We start from the raw sequence: 19229 nt of genomic DNA, 5'->3' as shown, positions 1-19229 counted from the left end.
TGCTCTCGCGATACGCTTGCGCCAATTGTGCCCGCCAACAAAACCGGTGCCGGGGGCATACGGGTCGCAAGGGGGAATTTGCCGTGTCTGTTCGTACTTGGAGTGCCGCGCTGGCTGCCGGTCTGGTTGCCGGCCTGACGCCCGCAGCTGCATCGGCACAAGAAGCCGTCGCCATCGCCGATAGCGGGGACACCGCGTGGATCCTGACCGCCTCCGCGCTGGTCCTTTTGATGACGCTGCCCGGGCTTGGCCTGTTTTACGGCGGACTGGTGCGGGCAAAGAACCTGCTTTCCGTTCTGCTGCAAGTTGGCGCGGTCGCCGCCATCGCTTCGGTCCTGTGGGTGGTCGTCGGATATACGCTGGCCTTCGGTGCGGCGACCAATGGCTGGATCGGCAATGGCGCGTTCTGGATGCTTAACAATCTCGGGCAAGTGCGCGACGGCCTGACCATCCCCGAAAGCACGTTCGCCCTGTTCCAGATGACCTTCGCCGTCATCACCCCTGCCCTGATGATCGGCGCATGGGTCGATCGCGCGCGGTTTGGCTGGGTCGTGGCGTTCTGCGCACTCTGGGGCCTCGTCGTCTATGCGCCGGTGGTGCACTGGGTCTGGGGCGGCGGCTGGCTCGCCAATCTGGGCACGATGGATTTTGCAGGCGGCATTGTCGTCCACACGACCGCCGGTGTTTCCGCGCTGGTGATCGCTTTGCTGCTGGGCAAGCGCAAAGGCTGGCCCAAGACCCCCATGCTGCCCCACGCTCCCGGTTTGACTATGGCCGGTGCTGCCCTCCTGTGGGTCGGCTGGTTCGGTTTCAACGGCGGCAGCGCGCTGACCGCGACCGATGATGCCTCGGCGGCCATCATCAACACCCATGTGGCGGCGGCGGTCGCTTCGCTGGTGTGGATCCTGATCGAGAAATTCTCGCTCGGCAAACCGACCAGCGTGGGCTGGGCCACCGGTGCAATTGCCGGCCTCGCCACGATTACTCCGGCGGCGGGCTTTGTCGGCCCCGGCGCGGCAATCCTGCTGGGACTGGCGGGCGCGCTCGCCTGTTATGGCGCGCTGCAACTGGTGAAGTTCCGCTTCGAAATCGACGATTCGCTGGACGTCTTCGCGGTCCACGGCGTGGGCGGGATTACCGGCTCGCTGCTGCTGGCCGTGTTCCTGCTGCCTGCGCTGGGCGGTCTTGGCTATGCCGAGGGCGGCGGACTTGGTGTCCAGCTGATGGCTCAGGCCGTGGGCGTGGGCGCTGTGGCCTTGTGGAGTGCGGTGGCCACCGCAGTGCTGGCGCTGATGTGCAGCCTGGTCTTCCCGATGCGCGCCAGCGACGAGGAAGAGCGCGACGGTCTGGACATAGCCAGCCACGGAGAACGCAGCTGGATTGTGGACTAAGCGAGCGCTCTCCGGAGACAGTTTAGGACTTCATTGATAGCCCTGCGCGAGCTCCCCAGCTCGAAATGACGATAGAGCAGCTCAATTTGCATGTCGCATTGATCCTCCTCGCCCCGCGCGCACTCCGGTGCGACCACTCCGTCCTTTGGTGACCAGAAAGCAAGCGTCGGGACGGGCGGCTTCTTCGAGATGTCTTCTGCGAAAGGTGGGGAATCGACCTTATGATCGTTCAGCCATTCATACAGCCTCCACGCATTGTTGGCGTGCCGATCTCCTGAGAACGGTGAACCAAGCGTAGCCACCAAAGCAACGTGTTCCGGCATCCTATGCGCGAGAAGCCGGGCATATAATCCGCCCAAACTCCACCCAATCACAACGACTGGCTGGCCTGTCTTGTCGCTAATATCGACCAGTCGCTGCGCAACTCTTGCCACGGTTTCGCGAGAAACCACCGTGTTAAACTCGCTGCCCCAACCATGCGTATTGAACCCAGCTTGATCCAGAGAACCACGAAGTAGGGCAGTTGACCGGTCTCCGGACAACATTCCGGGGACCACGAGAGCGGGTCGGCCCGCTCCAAAGTCGAGCTGTGGGCTTGGTCGCCGAATAGACGCCCCCATAACCTTCGGCAACGCCGCAAATTCACTTGCCAACCGCCAAAATGGCGGCGGTTTTGAGGGTTTTGCCTTCACCGCCGGACCTAATCCCCCGTCAGAATCCGCTCGACAAGCTCCTTCACTGTCGGGGTGAAATTGTTCGAGTAGAACGGGTCCTGCTTGAACCGGTATGCCGAGTGTCCGGCGAAGGCCAGATTGTCGTCCGGATCGCCGCCATGGGCGATGTCCTGCAGGGTTTTCTGGATGCAGAAGCTGCGCGGGTCGGCCAGTCTGCCGGTAGTGTAATCGTCGTGATCTTTCCAGCTGGAAAACTGGCAGTGCGACAGGCAGCCCATACAGTCCTGCTGATCCTTGCGGATCGTGTCGCGCGATTCAGGCGTAACCCAGACAAGCGTATCATCGGGCGTTTTCAGGGCTTCGGTCTGCCCCTCCCCGAACCACGCCTTTGCGCGGGCATAATCATCGGCGGAGACAAACATCTTTTTGCCCTTCACGCCGAAATCGAGCTGCTTGGAATGCTCTTCGCTCTGCTCCTTCACGAACGGAATTTGCCGCTCGCTGCGATGCATCAGATCATACAGAAACGGCGTCTTCACCGCGCTGGAATAGAAGCCGGTGGGCGAAAACTTGTGCAGCAGCACTTCGCCTTCATCGACGGTGCGCAGCATCTCTTTCCAGACGTCGGGGATCGGGCTTTCCTGCGTCAGCAGGGGCCGCGTGCCGAACTGGAACATGATCTTCCCGATATCCGGATTGTCGATCCATTCGTCCCATTCGCGCAAAGCCCAGACGCCGCCCGCCATCACGATTGCGGTTTCCTCCGAAACACCTTCCTTGCGCATCATGTCGCGCAGGGCGACGACGCGGGGATACGGGTCTTCGGGCGAGCGCGGGTCTTCGGCATTGGACAAGCCATTGTGCCCGCCCGCCAGCCAAGGATCCTCGTAAACCACCGCCGCCATCAGGTCCGGAACCTTGGAATAGCTGCGCTTCCACAGCGCGCGGAATGCGCGGGCGGAGCTGACGATGGGCAGATACAAGACATTATGCCGCTGGGCGATTTCGGCCAGCTTGTAGGGCATACCCGCGCCGCAGGTGACACCGGCGATCATGCCGGGCGTGTTTGACAGCACGCCCTCCAGCACCTCTGCGGCGCCGCCCATTTCCCACAGTACGTTGATATTGATCGCGCCCTTGCCGCCGGACATTTCATAAGCGCGTTTGACCTGCTCGGTCGCCCCGGCAATCGCGTAGTCGATCAGCTGCTGGTGGCGTTCCTTGCGCGTAGGCGCGTCGTAAACTTGCGGGATGACATTGCCCGCTTCGTCATAGCTGTCGGCATTTACCGCGCTGACCGTGCCGATGCCGCCCGCAGCGGCCCATGCGCCGGAGCTCAGGTGATTGGTGGCAGACACACCTTTGCCGCCCTCGACCAATGGCCACACTTCGCGTCCACCGTAGGAAACCGGCTGCAAACCCTTGAATGCCATCAAATATCCGTTCTTTGAAAAATTACCCAGAACCGCTCTCTGCGGCTCTTTTCGCAGCCTTGGCGGCTGCCCCCTTGCACGGCTTCATTGCGCCGGGCTCCGGTCTCGTAGCGGCTCTGCGGAACTGTGCATAGTACCCCGCCAGTTCTGGCGCATTGCGCAAAGTGTCGAGCGTGAAGCCGACCTGCTTGAACTCGCAGGTGAGCAGGAACGGGTTGATGCCATGCTGATCGGTGGGCCGGTCCACATCGACGACGATCACCATCCCGCCTTCTTTCAGCGCGGGCCAGAGCCGCCACAGGAAGGCGTAAGGTTCCTCAACCTCGTGATACATATGCACAAGGAATATGCGGTCGAAACTGTTGTCCGGCAGGCGCGGGTCGTCGGGAGCGCCGGGCTTGATCGAAACGTTGTCGAGCCGCTCGCGTTCCACCCGCCGGGCGAGACGGCCCAGTGCATCGTCGTCAATATCCTGCGCCAGCACGCGACCTTCAGTGCCGACCCGTTCGGCCAGGCGGACGGTGTAATAGCCCTCGCCTGCCCCGATATCGGCCACGGTCATACCGGTGGTCAGCTCGGCGAAATCCATCACTTTTTGCGCTTCGCCCCGGCTGTCCCGCGCGGTTTCGGTGCTGAACTGGTTCGATCCCAATTCCGACACAGGCCGGTCCGGCCGGGGAAATTCCAGCGAGGTTTCCGGCCTATCGCTCTCGTCCGGCACCCGCTCGCAAGCCGCCGTCATCAAGGCGGCGCTGGCCATCATTGCCAGAGTGCGAAAGGCTGCGTGGATCACTCCACGTCCTCCACCTCCACAGTCTCACCCGTCACGCGCTGGGCGAGAGCGGCAGAGATATACTCGTCGATCGCCCCGTCCAGCACCGCATCGGGCGACGAAGACGTGACGCCTGTGCGCAGGTCCTTGACCATCTGGTAGGGCTGCAGGACATAGCTGCGGATCTGGTGGCCCCAACCGATATCGGTCTTCGCCTCATATTCGGTGCCGGCAGCGGCCTCGCGCTCGGCCATCTCACGCTCGAACAGGCGGGCCTTCAGCATATTCATCGCGGTGGCACGGTTCTTGTGCTGGCTGCGATCGTTCTGGCTGGCGACGACAATGCCGGTGGGCTGGTGGGTAATACGCACGGCGCTGTCGGTGGTGTTGACGTGCTGGCCGCCCGCTCCGCTCGCGCGGTAGGTGTCGATCTTGAGGTCGCTCTCATTGATCTCGACTTCGAAATCATCGTCAATCACCGGGTAGACCCAGACGCTGGAGAACGACGTGTGGCGGCGCGCGCTGCTGTCATACGGGCTGATCCGCACGAGCCGGTGGACGCCGCTTTCGGTCTTGGCATAGCCGTAGGCGTTCTCGCCCTTGATCAGCAGGGTCGCGCTTTTCACACCCGCCTGATCGCCTGCCTGATACTCCACCGTTTCGACCTTGAAGCCGCGCCGTTCGGCCCAGCGGGTGTACATGCGGAAGAGCATTTCGGCCCAGTCATTGCTTTCCGTGCCGCCCGCGCCCGCGTGGATTTCGAGATAGGTGTCGTTGCCATCCGCCTCGCCCGAAAGGAGCGCCTGCACCTTGTCGGCATCGGCGCGGTTGGCGAGCTTCTCCAAACTGGTGAGCCCTTCGGCAACAATCTCGTCGTCGCCCTCGGCCTCGCCCATATCGACGAATTCGATGGCGTCGGACATTTCAGCGGAGATTTCATTCACCGTGCCGACCGCGTTTTCGAGCAGCTTTTGCTCGCGCATGATGGTTTGCGCCTGCTTGGGATCATCCCACAGGGTCGGGTCCTCGACCCGCGCATTCAGCTCGTCCAGACGGCGCAGCGCGCGCTCCCAGTCGAGCGACTGACGCACCAGCGCCAGCGCCGCTTCGATCCGGTCGATATGGGCCTGTCCCTCGGCGCGCATCAGCTGTGTGTTCCTGCAAACATAGGTCTACAGCGCTTAGCGAAAGCGGCGCGATTGGCAACCGGTGCGAAAGCCCGGCGCAGCGGTTACGCTCAGTAAATGCCGCCCTGATCCTCGACGAAGTCCTCGGTTGGCTCTTCGCGTTCCTCCGGCTCGGCACGCCGCGTCACGGCGCGTGTCGACGAGCCGCCGCTGCGGGCCTGCCGGATCAGTGCGAGAATTTCCTCGCGCCGCGCGGCGATTTCATCGGCCGCCGTCGCCCGCGGAGGTTCGGTGTCGGGCTTGAAAGCCTCCCAGATGATCGCGGCCTTGTCATCGCCGGTGGGCCAGCCATCGAACACGCGCTTCCCAGTACGCCGGTCCACGCGGACCATCCGCACGCCCGAGGGCGCAACAGCCGGGGCGTCGCTCCACTGGTCGCGCGAATTGCGGATCAGATCCTTGATGATCGGCGCGGCAATCGTTCCGCCCTGGGCATAGCCGCCCATATTGCGCGGCTGGTCGAATCCGACATAGGCGCCCGCAATCAGGCGCTGCGTGCCGCCGATAAACCACACATCCTTCGGCCCTGTCGTAGTGCCCGTCTTGCCGAACAGCGGCAGATCGATGGAATTGAGCGTGGTGGCCGTGCCGCGCTGGACCACACCGCGCAGCATATGCATCGTCTGGAACGCGGTGCGTGCGTCCATCACCTGTTTGCCCTTGAGCCCCAGACGCGGCATCGGCTGCCCGTCCCACTCGGCCATATTGCAACGTTCGCAATCGCGATTGTCGGACCGCCAGATCACCTTGCCCCGCCGGTCCTGCACATAATCAATCACGCTGGGTGGATTGAGCCGCCCGTGATTGGCCAGCGCGCCATAGGCGGCAACCATCTTCATCACCGTCGTCTCGCCCGCGCCCAGAGCGAAGGCCGGGAACGGATCATAATCGCCGATGCCCAGTTCCGAGATCTGCTTCACGACATTGGGCATGCCCGCCGTCATGGCAACTTGCACGGTCATCACGTTCTGCGATTGCTCCAGCCCGTAGCGCAGCGGAAATTGTCCGCCCCGCCCGCCGCGGAAGCATTTCTCGCCATAGCGGCTGCCCTGATAATAGCAGTAGCGACCATTATCGATCGCGCTGGCAGGCGTCATGCCGTGATCGAGCCCGGTCGAGTAAACGAACGGTTTGATCGTGGAGCCGGGCTGCCGGTTGGCCTGTGTCGCCCGGTTGAAACTGCCGAGGCGCGAATCGAAGCCCCCCTGCATCGCGAGGATCCGGCCAAGCTGGGCATCCTGCACAACCAGACCGCCCTGCGCCTCTGGCAGAGTGCGCACAGCCCAATTGTTGCCCGACTGCGAAACGGCAATGACATCGCCCACCTTCAGCGCATTGGGCAACCCGACCAGCGGTGCGGTTTCTCCATCCGAGAATCCAATCGTCGCCTGAGAGCCGGAACGCTCCGTCACAACGCCTACGCGCCAGCCACTGTAATTGATGCTGATGGTGGAGCTGGCCAGCTGACGGGTCAGAGAGCCGTCTGCCGGATCGATTGTCGCGATCGGCCCGCGCCATCCGCGCCGACCGTGATAGCGCAGCAGGCCCTTGCGCAAAGCATCGCGCGCGGCATCCTGCATCTCGACATTCAGCGAAGTGCGCACCCAAAGACCGCCGGCATAGACGCTGTTTTCACCGTCTTCCGCAGTTTCTCCGAAACGCCCCATCAGCTGCCGCCGGACTTCCTCGATGAAATAGCCCGCATCGGCCGATTGTGCACTGCGTTGTTCGACCAGACCCAGCGGCGCGGATTTCGCCGCATCGGCATCGGAGGCCCCGACAAAATCGTTGGCAACCATTTGCGACAGGACAAAATTGCGCCGCTCCATCGCAGCTGCCTCATTGCCCTCGCGTCCGTAGCGCTCCGGCGCCTTGGGGAGGATCGCCAGAAACGCCATTTCGTTGAGATCGAGGTCGTTGACGTCCTTGTCGAAATAGGCGCGGCTCGCGGCCTGCACACCGAAACTGCGGCGGCCCAAGGGTATCTCGTTGAGATACAGCGTGAGGATTTCTTCCTTGCTCAGCACCGCTTCGATCCGGCGGGCAAGCAGCATCTCTTTCAGCTTGCGGGTGATGGAATACTCGTCGCCCAGCAGCAGGTTTTTCGCCACCTGCTGGGTGATGGTGGAGCCGCCAACAGCGCGTTCGCCCGAACCGAATTTGGTTACGTAATCGAACACGGCATTGATCGTGCCGGTCAGATCGACCCCGCCATGGCTGAAGAAGGTCTTGTCCTCTGCCGCCAGATACGCCTGCACCAGCTGCTCGGGATAATCCTCATACTGCAACTGCACCCGGCGTTCGCGGGCGTAAGAATGCACAATCTCGCCATCGATACCGCGAACAACCGATGGCAGCGGCGTCTCGTAATCGACCAGCGATTCCGCATTGGGCAGATCACGGGCAAGCAAAGCCCAAAGCGCGAGCCATAACAGGACCACGCCAATCAAAGCATAGCCGGTCCAGCGCACCCAGCGCCGCGCGGCCCAGTTGCGGCGAACAAAAGCCACCGCGCCCGACGCTTCGCGGCGGATGCGGTAGTGAAACGAGTCTGGAGAAAAACCGTCAGCCATAATTTGCTTGGTCGCTTAGCACGGGCTTCCTGTCACTTGCCATAACCAATGCGGCAAACCGCGCGATTTGATCCCCGAATTATCCGAAAAGGCAATGCAGGGGAAAACGATCTAGGGTGTGGCCCCACCGCTGCCATCGGTCACCCCGCCAGTGCCGCCGCTGCTGCCCGAACTCGCTCCGCGCTCACGAGCGAAATAAATCCGGATCGCACGGGCCATCGTGTCGGCAAATTTCTCGCGGCCTTCCTCGGAGGCGAGCAATTTCGCCTCATCCGGATTGGTAATGTAGCCCGCCTCATACAGGATCGCCGGCACGTCGGGCGCCCTGAGCACAGCGAGCTCGGCCGAACGCCGCGCCTGCGGGTGGAAGCGCAGATTGCCGCTCCCTTCCCGCACGATTAGCTGCGAAAACTCCGAGGAATTTTCCTGCACGCGGCGCTGGGACAATTGCACGAGGATCGAACTGATCGCCTCGCTTTGCCCCTCGACCGAGACGCCGTTCAGCCGGTCGGCATTGTTCTCGCGCTCGGCAAACCGCGCCGCCGCTTCACTCGAAGCCTCGCTCGACAGGGTGTAGATGCTTGCCCCGCGCACCCCGCTCACATCGCCTGCACTGTCCGCGTGGATCGACACGAAAAGGTCGGCCCCCAGCCTGCGCGCAATTTCGGGGCGTTCCTGAAGCACCAGAAATTCGTCCGATTCGCGGGTCATCGCCACCCGAATGCCGCCGCTGGCCAGCAATTCCGATTTGAGCGCTTTGGCGAGACCCAGAACAATGTCTTTTTCCCGCACGCCGCCAACCACCGCGCCGGGATCCTTGCCGCCATGCCCGGCATCGATCACCACTAGCGGGCGCGACCGGTCTTGCGGGCCGGATATCTTTGGCAGGTCGACCGGGTCGCCTGCATCGGGCAAAATCAGCCGCAACACATAATCACGGCCAAGGTGGGGGACCGGAATAGTCAGCCCAAAAACATAGAGCCCGGCGATCAGCGCCAGGGGTGCGGCAAAAATCAGCCATATCTGCATGCGCACACTCATCACACGAGCGCGTGTAGGGGTTGGCAGGGCCGCAGCGCAATATGGTTGCTGCATCGGCAAGGCCCTGCTAGCAACAGCGTCCCAAGTCGGGCCGACTTTTTCTTGAGTTTGAGAACGGTTCCGCAATCCTTACGCCTTAAGGCTGTAGGGGCATAACAACAGGTTGAAGCAACAATGCATACCCGTCCCGCCACTTTCACGATGCAGTCTGCGGACTGCGGCGTGCTTGCTGGCCTGGCGATTGCGCACGAATGGCGCAGTGCATCGTCTGCAGACACGCATTTCCGGGGTTCGGCGGCAGAGCGCCCTCCCCATTCCATAACAGCCGAAACCGCCAATTGGGCGAACGGCTTCCACACATATTTGCGCGCATCTCCACCCGGCCATGGTCGGCGGCGACGGCGTGCATGGAGACAATTCAATGGCAACGCGCATGCTAATCGATGCGCGCCACTCGGAAGAAACCCGGGTGGCGGTCCTCAAGGGAAACCGGATTGAGGAGTTTGATTTTGAATCTGCCGATCACAAGCAGATCAAGGGAAATATCTATCTAGCCAAGGTTACGCGGGTCGAACCCTCGTTGCAGGCAGCTTTTGTGGACTTTGGCGGCAACCGCCACGGGTTCCTCGCATTCAGCGAAATCCACCCGGACTATTACCAGATCCCGAAGGAAGACCGCGAGCAGCTGCTGGCTGAAGAAGCCGAAGCCGCCGAGGAAGAAGCGCGTCTGCGCAACGAGGAAGAAGATCGCGGCGAAATTCCCGGCGAAGAATACGACGCCGAAAGCGACGAGAGCGGCGAAGCTCTGGCCGAGGACCTTGCCGAAGACGGGCTCGAGGAAATCGACACCAGCGACAAAGAGAAAGTCGCCACCATCGAAGAAGGCCATGTGGAAGACGATTCCGATGGCGATGACGACGATGATGACGATGATGATGATGACAGCGACGACGATAGCGACGGGGAAAACGGCAATGGCGGCCAGCGCCGCGGTCGCCGGGGCCGTGGTCGCCGTCAGGGCAAGGGCGGCAAAGGCGGCAAGCCGCGCAGCCGCGCGAAAGAAGTGGACGATGTCCGCGCCCGCCGTCAGGCTCTGCGTCGCCGTTACAAAATCCAGGACGTAATCCAGCGCCGTCAGGTTCTGCTGGTTCAGGTTGTAAAGGAAGAGCGCGGGAACAAGGGCGCGGCCCTCACCACCTATCTCAGCCTCGCGGGCCGCTACACCGTCCTGATGCCCAATAGCAGCCATGGCGGCGGCATTTCGCGCAAGATCAATTCCGCCGGTGACCGCAAGCGGTTGAAGCAGGTGGTCAACGATCTGAGCCTGCCCAAGAGCATGGGCCTGATCGTGCGCACTGCCGGCATTGCCCGGACCAAGACCGAGATCAAACGCGACTTCGATTACCTCGCCCGGCTATGGGACGAAATCCGCGAAAACACGCTTGGCTCCAGCGCGCCCAGCCTGATCCACTCGGACAGCGACCTGATCAAACGCGCGATCCGCGACATCTATAATCGCGAGATCGAGGAAGTCGTCGTCGAAGGCGAGCAAGGCTACAAGTCGGCCAAGCAGTTCATGAAGCTGCTGATGCCCAGCCATGCGCGCCGGGTGAAGGCCTATTCCGACCCCGTACCCCTGTTCCAGCGCTACGGCGCGGAAGACCAGCTGCGCGCGATGTATGATCCGGTCGTCCAGCTGAAATCGGGCGGCTATCTGGTGATCAACCCGACCGAGGCTCTGGTCTCGATCGACATCAACTCCGGCCGCTCCACCAAGGAGCACGGGATCGAGGCGACCGCCACCGCGACCAATCTGGAAGCGGCCAAAGAAATCGCCCGCCAGCTGCGCCTGCGCGACATGGCAGGCCTGGTCGTGATCGACTTCATCGACATGGAGCGGATGGGCAATATCCGCAAAGTCGAACGGTGCATGAAAGATGCGCTGAAGACCGACCGCGCGCGCATTCAGGTGGGCCGTATTTCCGGCTTCGGCCTGATGGAAATGAGCCGCCAGCGCCTGCGCACAGGCGTGCTGGAAGCCTCCACCCGCGAATGCCCGCATTGCGACGGCACCGGTCTGGTGCGCACCGCGTCCAGCGCGGGTCTGTCGGCCTTGCGTCTGATCGAAGACGAAGCGGCCAAGGGCAAGGGATCGGTCATCACCCTGTCGGCGAGCACGGAAGCGGCGGTCTATCTGCTCAATTCCAAGCGCTCCGAATTGCAGGAAATCGAGGAACGCTATCACGTCACCGTCGAAGTCGTGCCCGAAGGGGAAGACGAAGGCGCCAAGATGACGATTGCCAGTTCCGGCCCGCGCCCGACCGAGGCACCCAGCTTCGAGCCGATCATCGACGATAGCGAAGATGATGAAGATCTGGACGTCGAGACGGACGAGGACGAAGACGATTCGGACGCAGAACGCGACGGCGACAAGCCGAAGAAGCGCCGCCGCCGCCGGGGTGGCCGGGGCCGCAACAAGAACCGCCGCGACGAGAATGACGGCGATCAGGACGATAACTCCGATGAGGGTGGTTCGGACGAGCAAAGCTCCGACGACAATGACGACGAAAAGCCCAAAAAGCGCCGCCGCCGGGGTGGCCGCCGCAGGGGCGGACGTGGCCGCAATCGCTCGGATGAGAATGGCGAGAACAGCGAAAACGCTGACAATGACGGCTCCAATGACGATCAAGCTGGTGCGGAAGCGCTGGAAGGCGTTTCCGAGCAGGTGAAGGATGACATGGCCGTGGTCGCAGGACCCGACAATGCGCCTGAAACTGCCGAGGCGATGGCCGATGAAGGGGCTGAGGAAAAGCCGAAGCCCAAGCGCACGCGCCGCAAGAAAGCGGATACCGAGGCCGAAGCGAAGGCCGACGCGGAAGCGCCTGCCGAAGAGGAAGCCGAGGAGAAGCCCAAGCCGAAGCGGACCCGCGCTCCTCGCAAGAAGGCGGAACCCAAGGCTGAAGCTGCGACGGAAGAAGCACCGTCCGATGCCGACGCAGCGCCCGAAGAAAAGCCCAAGCCCAAGCGCACCCGTGCGCCGCGCAAGAAGGCTGCTCCCGCTCCTGCTGCAACCGAGGAAGTGGCAGAAGAACCCGCCGCCGAGCCAGTGCAGGAAGAGGCCCCTGCACAGCAGGACACGCCGGCGGACACAGACGCCAAGCCCAAGCGTGGCTGGTGGCAGCGGACCTTCGGCGAATAGAGCAGCTCGAGGGCATTAATTCCCGAACACAGAAAAGGGGCGCGAACCGCATAGGTTCGCGCCCCTTTTCTCTATCACCAGATTATCACTCTCAGGCGCCGGTCTTGATCCCCACGCCCCATTCCATCCAGCCCACCGGGCGCGGGGTCTTGGGAGCATAGCGCTCGCCCAGCGGCTCGGTCTCAAACCCGCCATCACGCACCGCGGCGGTGATCGGGCGGGTCAGGTGGCAGCCGCCTGCAACCGGTTTCCAGTAAGGCTCGATCCGGTCCTGCCACCGCGCCACTGAGGCATCGGGCGCGCGGCCATGTTCCAGAAACAGCAGCCGCCCACCGGGCCGCAGGATCCGCCGCATCTCGCGCACCACCTGCGCCTGATCCTGCACCGAGCACATCGTATAGGTGCACACCACCGTATCGAAGCTCTCATCCTCGAAGGGGATCGCCTCGCCCACGCCTTCGCGAATATCGGCGGCCCAGCCCTTCTTCGCCGCTTCTGACCGGGCGTAGTCGAGCAACTTCGCCCCCGGGTCGATCCCGGCATAGCGGGTGATTGCCCCGGCTTCGTAGAACGGCTGGTTGATGCCCCCGCCGCAGCCGATCTCAAACACATCGCCGCGCGCCAATGGCACCACTTTGCCGCGCAGCTTCATGATCGCGGGCGCACCGCAAGCGAGCTTGATAACGCGCGGCACACCGTGCCTGTCCCACCATTCAGCAATGCCCATCGCTAACCTCCTGTCCCTGACGTGCGGACTATGGCACACTCCACCGCAAGAGAGGAATCCGCCCATGACCGTCATCCGCACGCCCGAGAGCCGCTTCGACAATCTGCCCGACTATCCCTTCGCGCCGCATTACCACGAATTGTCGGACCAGCTGCGCCTGCATTATGTCGATGAAGGTCCGCGCGATGGAACGCCAGTGCTGATGATGCATGGCGAGCCCAGCTGGAGCTTCCTCTATCGCCACATGATCGGGCCGGTGGCGGAGGCTGGTTACCGCGTCCTCGTGCCCGACCTCATTGGCTTTGGCAAATCGGACAAGCCGACCGAGCGCGACGTGTTTTCCTATGCCGGCCATGTGGCGTGGATGCGCGAATGGGTTGAGGCGCTCGATCTCACCGGCATTATCCTCGCCTGTCAGGATTGGGGTTCGCTGATCGGCCTGCGTCTGGTGGCGGAGATGCCCGAGCGCTTTGCCGGGGTCACGCTCTCCAATGGCGGGCTGCCAGCAGGTCAGGAGCCCCCGCCCGCATTCGCTGCGTGGCGCAAATTCTCGCAAGAAAGCCCGGTCTTCCCAATCGGCAATATCCTGCAAGGGGCCACGACCCGCGATCTGACCGATGCCGAAGTCGCCGCCTATGACGCGCCCTACCCTGATGAAGACAGCAAAGCCTGCGCGCGTGTCTTTCCCAGTCTGGTGCCGCTGGGCGACAATGTCGCAGTGCCGGACCAGCTGAAAGCATGGGAAGCGCTGGAGGCGTTCGACAAGCCCTTCGTTTGTGCCTTCAGCGATCAGGACGCCATCACTGCAGGCGGCGAGAAAGCGTTTGTCGGCCGGGTCGCTGGCACCAAGGGCCACGATCTGCACCGGACGCTGAAAGGCAATCACTTCATTCAGGAAGATGACCCCGAAGGCTTCGTGGCCGCCATTCTGGATACAGCAAAAGCGGCAGGCGTCTGATTCCGCTTCCCACCGGGGCACTGCCCGCCTAAGCGGCCCGAAAACATAATATCGGGATCACAGTCGCATGTCCGGTGTCGCACCGCTTACAATACCTCAGGAGGCGAAAGATCGCGTCCGCACGCTGTTTATGGCAAAGCACGCCCTGTGGGGCGGCGGGATGCATCCCGAAGACGGCAATCACGCGATTTATCACCACGAGGTGCGGACCACGCTGGAAACGCTGGGCCTGCAGCTGGAATTTGCCGACAATTATCAGGTTCTGTTCGAGCAGCCGGAGGCGGACTTTGTCTTCCCGCTGCTCAATCGCGGCGGGTTCGTGAATTCCGAAATGCTGATCCCCGTGCTGTGCAATATGCACCGCATCCCGTATCTGGGCGCGATGCCGTTCCTGCGCGGTCTGGGCGATGACAAGAGCGTGTCGAAGCTCGTGTGCAAAAATGCGGGTGTGCCGACCGCGCCGTGGTTCTGTTACCGCCGGGGCGCTCCGGTACTTGAGGAAAACCTGCCAGCATCCGCAGATGGCCGGTGGGTCATCAAACCCAATGCGTCCTCCGCCAGCTGGGGCATATCCGATGCGTTCGATTTTCAGGGCGTCGCCAATGCTGTCGCCGACATCCACATTCAGGGCCATGACGCCATCGTGGAGCCGTATCTGGACGGATACGATGTCCAGTGCGCCTTCATCACGCTGAACGATGTGCCCACCGCCCTCCCCATGCTGTGGTACGAGCGCGAGGACACGCAGAAACTGTGGACTTATTACGAGAAGCGCGATCTGGTTCAGAATACGGAGAAAGCCGCGCTCAAACGGTTCGACAATCCAGAGCTGGCCGCGAAGGTTCAGGACTACGCCAAGCGGGTCGCGCAGGAATTTTTGCCGTTCGATTACGGGCGGATCGAATTCCGTGTCGATCTGAACACCGGCGACATCAATTTCATCGAAATCAATTTGAACTGCAATTTGTGGTCGGAAAAGGTTATGGCAAAGGCAGCGGCCTATGCCGGCTTTAGCCATGCCGATCTGCTGGAAACCCTTCTGGCAGAGGCGTGGCGGCGAAACGGATTGTTCGCCGCGCCCTGATACGAAGAGGTTCATCGATGCCCGAAACAGCAACCGCCATAACATTCATCGTTCTTGCGGCGCAGCGCACAGGGGTGGTCAATCCGCTGGCGACGCGGGCCGGTGTCTCGCACAAATGCCTCGCCCCTATTCGCGGCAAGGCGCTGATCCGGCATGTGATGGAAACTCTGATCACCGTGCCCAATGTGGAGGCGATCCGCGTTTCGGTGGAGGCAGAGGCGCATGCCGAGCTGGAAGCGGTGCTGGCGGACTACGCACGGCCCGATCTGCCGATCACGCTGATCGAGAGCGATCCGAACATCGTCGAGAGCGTGGTGAAGGCAGCCGGCAAGAGCGGAGGGCCCTTCGTCATCACCACAGCCGACAATGTCCTGCTGACCCGCGATGCGGTGGCGCAAGTGGTGGACGCCATGCGCACTGCGGATGCGGTGATTGGCATTGCGCGCGAGAAGAACGTGAAGGCCGCGCATCCCGAAGGCCAGAAGAATTATTACGGGTTTTCCGACGGCGGAATTGCTAATTGCAACCTCTACGGCCTGTCCGGCCCCAAAGCATTCAAGGCTGCCGAGGTTTTCCGCGAGGGCGGCCAGTTCATGTCCAATCCGGGCCGCATGGTCCGCGCCTTTGGCCTGCTCAACATCATTCTGCTGAAAGCAGGCATGTTGAAACTGCACCCGGCGATGGAAGTGCTCGGCGAACGGCTGGGCGCAACGATCAGGGCCGTGGAGTTCGAGGACGGCGCACTCGCCATCGATGTCGATAACGAGCGGACTTATGCGGTGTGTGAGGAATTGCTGCCGGGTCGTCCCGCGAAGGTTTAATCCGGCACGCGCTCGCCCTTCCAGTCGAACTGGTGCCCGCTCTGCTCGGGCGTGAGACCTTCTATCACCGACAGCAGATTGCGCGCAGCCTCTTGCGCCCCGGTCAATTGGCCGTCGGGCAGATTGGACTGAAATGGCTCGGACAGGGCCGTGTCCACCGTGCCGGGATGGAGCGATGCGAGCACCGCCTGCTTGTGCGTGCGGCCAAGCTCGATGGCGAAGTTTTTCACCAGCATGTTGAGCGCGGCTTTCGATGCGCGGTAGCTGTGCCATCCGCCAATGCCGTTATCGCCAATCGATCCGACGCGGGCCGAAAGAGCCGCGAACACGCTGCGCTGCTTGCGGTCGAACAGCGGAAGCATCGCCTTGGCCACCAGCGCCGGCCCGATGGTGTTGGCCTGCAACACGCGCGCCATGGTGACGCCGTCCAATTGCTTGTAACTGCGCTCCGGCCCGGTGCCATCGGGCAAAGTCAACACGCCGGTCGCGACGATGACCAATTGCGGAGGGTGCTCGGCCATGATGTTGGCAGTGGCCTCGATTGACGCGGGATCCTCATAGTCGAAGCGGAACGGAATGATCGTTTCGCCCCCTGGCGCATTCCCGCTGCGCGATCCGGCATAGATCCTGTCGACGCCCCGGTCCGCCAGTTCCTTCACCAGAGCGTGGCCAATGCCGCCGCTTGCTCCGAAGACGGCAGCGCTGGTTACGCTCGCTCCAATTGACTGCTCTTGTGCATCGCTCATGGTGGTCAGACGGACCAGATGGCTGCAATGTTCCCCTCATTCTTTTGCTGCCGAATGTTATTGCTTTGGAGTTGCACATCGCAATTCCAGATGTTGGGCTGGGACGAGGGCAAATCCGTCATTGTCCAACACGGCGGATAGGCCGATGGACCAGCTTGTGCTTGCCCGCAGGATTGCTAGATAGACCGCAACAAACCAGCAGGAATTCGTAAGAACCATGGCAACTTTCACGCTCCCGAAGAACTCCAAGATCCGTAAAGACGGCGCAGTGCACCGCGCGGAAAGCGGCGGCCGGATCAAGAAGTTCAAGATCTATCGCTACGATCCGGACAGCGGCCAGACTCCCAGCTACGACACGTTCGAAGTGGATCTGGACGATTGCGGCCCGATGGTTCTCGACGCACTGTTCAAGATCAAGAATGACATCGACCCGACACTGACCTTCCGCCGCTCCTGCCGCGAAGGGATCTGCGGTTCGTGCGCGATGAACATGAACGGCAAGAACGGCCTCGCCTGCACCAGCGCGATCGAGGATATGGGTGGCGAAATCCGCATCACCCCCCTGCCCCATATGGAAGTGGTCAAGGATCTGGTGCCGGACTTCACCCATTTCTACGCCCAATACGCCAGCATCCGCCCGTGGCTGCAAACCGTGACCCCCACGCCGAGCGGCAAGGAACGTCTGCAATCGCCCGAACAGCGCGAGCAGCTGGACGGCCTGTACGAATGCATCCTGTGCGCCTGCTGCTCCACCGCATGCCCATCCTATTGGTGGAACAGCGACAAGTTCCTCGGTCCCGCCATCCTGCTGCAGGCCTATCGCTGGCTGGCGGACAGCCGCGACGAAATGACCGGTGAGCGCCTGAACGAGCTGGAAGACCCCTTCCGCCTCTACCGCTGCCACACCATCATGAACTGCGCGAATGTGTGCCCCAAGGGCCTCAGCCCGGCCAAGGCCATCGCCGAAACCAAAAAAATGATGGCCGAACGCACGATCTGATCGGGCGCGACGCTTGAAAAAGCCCCCATCCTTCTTCGATTGCGAGCCAATCGATGGAGCACCCGGCTGGTATAGCTGGGACCTGAAGGACGACACGCGCTTCAACGCGGTCGTCATGGGCGAATTGCGCGTGCGCCAGGAAGGCGAACGCGCGCGGCTCAGGATGATGCCGGAGCGAAAGCACACCAACCTGCAGGACATGATCCACGGCGCTGTCACGCTGTCGCTGATCGACATCGCACTGTTTAGCGGCATGCACATGCTGCGCGAAAGCGATGCTGGAATGGCAGTGACGCTGGAGCTTTCCACCCAGTTCATCGGCGCGGGCAAGGTCGATCAGCCGCTTGACGCCGTGGTCGAGGTGATGCGCGAGACAGGTCGCCTGATGTTCTTGCGCGGCGAGGTGGTTCAGGGCTCGAATGACGAGCATCTGGTCGCTGCTTTTAGCGGAATGGTTCGTAAGGCTTCAGCGCCGAAAACAAGCCCGGCAGCAGCCAAATGAGCAGCGTTCTGGCGCGCTATAATGCGCTGGTGGAAGCAGGCGAACTGCGCCCTGACGCAGAGCAGGCCGCCGTCGCCGAGCGACTGGAGGAATTGCAAACTGCGCTGGAGGCGACACCGAAGCGCGGTTCGATCATCTGGCGCGCCCTTAAGGGCAAACCCGAAGCGCCCATGGGCGTCTATATGTGGGGCGGCGTCGGTCGCGGCAAATCGATGCTCATGGACCTGTTCCACGGCGCGCTGAATATAAAGGGCAAGCGCCGCGCCCACTTCCACGCTTTCATGCAGGAAGTTCACGCCCTGCTAAGAGAAGAGCGAAAGAAGGAGAGCGGCGATCCCATCCCGCCAGTCGCCGCCCGAATCGGCAGCAATCTGCGGTGTCTCGCCTTTGACGAGATGGTGGTGAGCAACAGTGCCGATGCGATGATCATGAGCCGCCTGTTCCGCGCACTGATCGTGGATGAAGGTGTGACGATTGTCGCCACTTCCAACCGCCCGCCATCGGACCTCTACAAGGACGGGCTGAACCGCGAGCATTTCCTCCCCTTCATAGCTCTGATCGAGGACCGGCTGGATGTGCTACCCCTGAACGGCCCTACCGATTACCGGCTCGACCGGCTCGGTGATCTGGAGAACTGGCACACACCCTTGGGCGAGGCCGCAACGGCGCAAGTGCGCGAGGCGTTCTTCCGACTGACCGATTACGATCCCGACACAGGCGATGTGCCCTCGATGGAGCTGGCGATTGGCGAAAAACGGTCGATCCACGTACCCCGCGCGTTGAAGGGCGTCGCGGTATTCAGCTTCAAACGGCTTTGCAGCGAGGCGCGCGGTGCGCCCGATTATCTCGCCATCGCACAGGCATTCCACACCGTCATCATCGTCGGGATCCCGCAAATGGGCCCGGATATGCGCAACGAAGCGGCGCGCTTTGTGACCTTGATCGATGCGCTGTACGAATATCGCGTCAAGCTGTTCGCCACCGCAGATGCGGAGCCGGATGATCTGTATCTGGCAGGCGATGGCAGCTTCGAATTCGAGCGCACGGCGAGCCGCCTCATGGAAATGCGCAGCACCGAATACATGGCGCTGGGCCACGGTGCATCCGACACCTCCGGATAG

The 19229-nt window shown here is 62.2% G+C and carries 16 protein-coding genes; 8 read left to right on the top strand and 8 right to left on the bottom strand.

The window, feature by feature from the left end:
• Positions 1 to 83 precede the first annotated feature (83 nt).
• Complete coding sequence (locus tag ACFCW2_RS11820) at positions 84 to 1391, top strand: ammonium transporter (protein ID WP_379546622.1); 1308 nt, start codon at positions 84 to 86, stop codon at positions 1389 to 1391.
• Here ACFCW2_RS11820 and ACFCW2_RS11815 read toward each other — a convergent pair.
• From ACFCW2_RS11815 to ACFCW2_RS11790, 6 genes are all read right to left on the bottom strand, one after another.
• The gene (locus ACFCW2_RS11815) at positions 1388 to 1936 is read right to left on the bottom strand and encodes an alpha/beta hydrolase (RefSeq protein ID WP_379546620.1); all 549 of its coding nucleotides are present in this window, start codon (positions 1934 to 1936) and stop codon (positions 1388 to 1390) included. The two genes, ACFCW2_RS11820 and ACFCW2_RS11815, sit on opposite strands and share 4 nt — an antisense overlap.
• Positions 1937 to 2091: 155 nt before the next feature.
• Positions 2092 to 3498, bottom strand: coding sequence for an NAD(P)H-dependent flavin oxidoreductase (locus ACFCW2_RS11810; protein WP_379546619.1), 1407 nt, complete (start codon positions 3496 to 3498; stop codon positions 2092 to 2094).
• 22 nt (positions 3499 to 3520) lie between these two features.
• The gene (locus ACFCW2_RS11805; RefSeq protein ID WP_379548978.1) at positions 3521 to 4261 is read right to left on the bottom strand and encodes a class I SAM-dependent methyltransferase; all 741 of its coding nucleotides are present in this window, start codon (positions 4259 to 4261) and stop codon (positions 3521 to 3523) included.
• Between the two features lie 26 nt (positions 4262 to 4287).
• Positions 4288 to 5415 carry a peptide chain release factor 2 gene (prfB, locus tag ACFCW2_RS11800; protein ID WP_379546618.1) on the bottom strand — a complete coding sequence of 376 codons (1128 nt, stop codon included), beginning with the start codon at positions 5413 to 5415 and terminating at the stop codon, positions 4288 to 4290.
• Positions 5416 to 5507: 92 nt separating this feature from the next.
• The gene (locus ACFCW2_RS11795; RefSeq protein WP_379546616.1) at positions 5508 to 8030 is read right to left on the bottom strand and encodes a penicillin-binding protein 1A; all 2523 of its coding nucleotides are present in this window, start codon (positions 8028 to 8030) and stop codon (positions 5508 to 5510) included.
• 111 nt (positions 8031 to 8141) lie between these two features.
• Positions 8142 to 9059: an N-acetylmuramoyl-L-alanine amidase family protein gene (locus tag ACFCW2_RS11790; protein ID WP_379546615.1), complete on the bottom strand. Its 918-nt coding sequence runs from the start codon at positions 9057 to 9059 to the stop codon at positions 8142 to 8144.
• Between the two features lie 433 nt (positions 9060 to 9492).
• Between ACFCW2_RS11790 and ACFCW2_RS11785 the strand changes: the two genes are divergently transcribed.
• Positions 9493 to 12270 (top strand): Rne/Rng family ribonuclease, encoded by a 2778-nt coding sequence (locus ACFCW2_RS11785; RefSeq protein WP_379546614.1) that lies wholly within the window; start codon positions 9493 to 9495, stop codon positions 12268 to 12270.
• A gap of 91 nt (positions 12271 to 12361) precedes the next feature.
• Here the strand turns inward: ACFCW2_RS11785 and ACFCW2_RS11780 are convergent, their stop codons facing one another.
• On the bottom strand, positions 12362 to 12997 hold the full coding sequence (locus tag ACFCW2_RS11780; RefSeq protein WP_379546613.1) for a class I SAM-dependent methyltransferase: 636 nt from the start codon (positions 12995 to 12997) through the stop codon (positions 12362 to 12364).
• A 64-nt stretch (positions 12998 to 13061) separates the two neighbouring features.
• On the opposite strand from ACFCW2_RS11780, the gene ACFCW2_RS11775 reads away from it, so the two are divergent.
• The 3 genes from ACFCW2_RS11775 (at position 13062) to ACFCW2_RS11765 (ending at position 15860) form a co-directional block, all read left to right on the top strand.
• A complete protein-coding gene (locus ACFCW2_RS11775; RefSeq protein WP_379546612.1) occupies positions 13062 to 13955 on the top strand; it encodes a haloalkane dehalogenase in 894 nt (297 codons plus the stop codon).
• Between the two features lie 130 nt (positions 13956 to 14085).
• Positions 14086 to 15039: a D-alanine--D-alanine ligase family protein gene (locus ACFCW2_RS11770; protein ID WP_379546611.1), complete on the top strand. Its 954-nt coding sequence runs from the start codon at positions 14086 to 14088 to the stop codon at positions 15037 to 15039.
• A gap of 17 nt (positions 15040 to 15056) precedes the next feature.
• Positions 15057 to 15860: an NTP transferase domain-containing protein gene (locus ACFCW2_RS11765; RefSeq protein WP_379546610.1), complete on the top strand. Its 804-nt coding sequence runs from the start codon at positions 15057 to 15059 to the stop codon at positions 15858 to 15860.
• Here the strand turns inward: ACFCW2_RS11765 and ACFCW2_RS11760 are convergent.
• On the bottom strand, positions 15857 to 16606 hold the full coding sequence (locus ACFCW2_RS11760) for an SDR family NAD(P)-dependent oxidoreductase (protein ID WP_379546609.1): 750 nt from the start codon (positions 16604 to 16606) through the stop codon (positions 15857 to 15859). The genes ACFCW2_RS11765 and ACFCW2_RS11760 overlap by 4 nt on opposite strands.
• Positions 16607 to 16823: 217 nt before the next feature.
• Here ACFCW2_RS11760 and ACFCW2_RS11755 point away from each other — a divergent pair, with 217 nt between their 5' ends.
• Genes ACFCW2_RS11755 through zapE form a run of 3 tightly spaced genes read left to right on the top strand, consistent with a single transcriptional unit; the run spans position 16824 to position 19229 of the window.
• Positions 16824 to 17606: a succinate dehydrogenase iron-sulfur subunit gene (locus ACFCW2_RS11755; protein ID WP_379546608.1), complete on the top strand. Its 783-nt coding sequence runs from the start codon at positions 16824 to 16826 to the stop codon at positions 17604 to 17606.
• A 13-nt stretch (positions 17607 to 17619) separates the two neighbouring features.
• A complete protein-coding gene (locus ACFCW2_RS11750; protein ID WP_379546607.1) occupies positions 17620 to 18108 on the top strand; it encodes a PaaI family thioesterase in 489 nt (162 codons plus the stop codon).
• A complete protein-coding gene (gene zapE, locus ACFCW2_RS11745; RefSeq protein ID WP_379546605.1) occupies positions 18105 to 19229 on the top strand; it encodes a cell division protein ZapE in 1125 nt (374 codons plus the stop codon). The genes ACFCW2_RS11750 and zapE overlap by 4 nt, the downstream gene beginning before the upstream one ends.

The organism is Qipengyuania algicola (genome assembly GCF_042492175.1).
Classification (GTDB): Bacteria; Pseudomonadota; Alphaproteobacteria; order Sphingomonadales; family Sphingomonadaceae; genus CAJXSN01.
Note: the sequence above shows the minus strand (reverse complement) of the source record. Positions and strands in the feature narration are given on the sequence as shown.

Excerpts from the sequence above, each read along its gene's own strand:
- ACFCW2_RS11815 (WP_379546620.1), bottom strand. The coding sequence starts at position 1,936 with ATGTTGTCCGGAGACCGGTCAACTGCCCTACTTCGTGGTTCTCTGGAT.
- ACFCW2_RS11810 (WP_379546619.1), bottom strand. The coding sequence starts at position 3,498 with ATGGCATTCAAGGGTTTGCAGCCGGTTTCCTACGGTGGACGCGAAGTG.
- ACFCW2_RS11805 (WP_379548978.1), bottom strand. The coding sequence starts at position 4,261 with ATGATGGCCAGCGCCGCCTTGATGACGGCGGCTTGCGAGCGGGTGCCG.
- prfB (WP_379546618.1), bottom strand. The coding sequence starts at position 5,415 with ATGCGCGCCGAGGGACAGGCCCATATCGACCGGATCGAAGCGGCGCTG.
- ACFCW2_RS11795 (WP_379546616.1), bottom strand. The coding sequence starts at position 8,030 with ATGGCTGACGGTTTTTCTCCAGACTCGTTTCACTACCGCATCCGCCGC.
- ACFCW2_RS11790 (WP_379546615.1), bottom strand. The coding sequence starts at position 9,059 with ATGCAGATATGGCTGATTTTTGCCGCACCCCTGGCGCTGATCGCCGGG.
- ACFCW2_RS11785 (WP_379546614.1), top strand. The coding sequence starts at position 9,493 with ATGGCAACGCGCATGCTAATCGATGCGCGCCACTCGGAAGAAACCCGG.
- ACFCW2_RS11780 (WP_379546613.1), bottom strand. The coding sequence starts at position 12,997 with ATGGGCATTGCTGAATGGTGGGACAGGCACGGTGTGCCGCGCGTTATC.
- ACFCW2_RS11775 (WP_379546612.1), top strand. The coding sequence starts at position 13,062 with ATGACCGTCATCCGCACGCCCGAGAGCCGCTTCGACAATCTGCCCGAC.
- ACFCW2_RS11770 (WP_379546611.1), top strand. The coding sequence starts at position 14,086 with ATGGCAAAGCACGCCCTGTGGGGCGGCGGGATGCATCCCGAAGACGGC.
- ACFCW2_RS11765 (WP_379546610.1), top strand. The coding sequence starts at position 15,057 with ATGCCCGAAACAGCAACCGCCATAACATTCATCGTTCTTGCGGCGCAG.
- ACFCW2_RS11760 (WP_379546609.1), bottom strand. The coding sequence starts at position 16,606 with ATGAGCGATGCACAAGAGCAGTCAATTGGAGCGAGCGTAACCAGCGCT.
- ACFCW2_RS11755 (WP_379546608.1), top strand. The coding sequence starts at position 16,824 with ATGGCAACTTTCACGCTCCCGAAGAACTCCAAGATCCGTAAAGACGGC.
- zapE (WP_379546605.1), top strand. The coding sequence starts at position 18,105 with ATGAGCAGCGTTCTGGCGCGCTATAATGCGCTGGTGGAAGCAGGCGAA.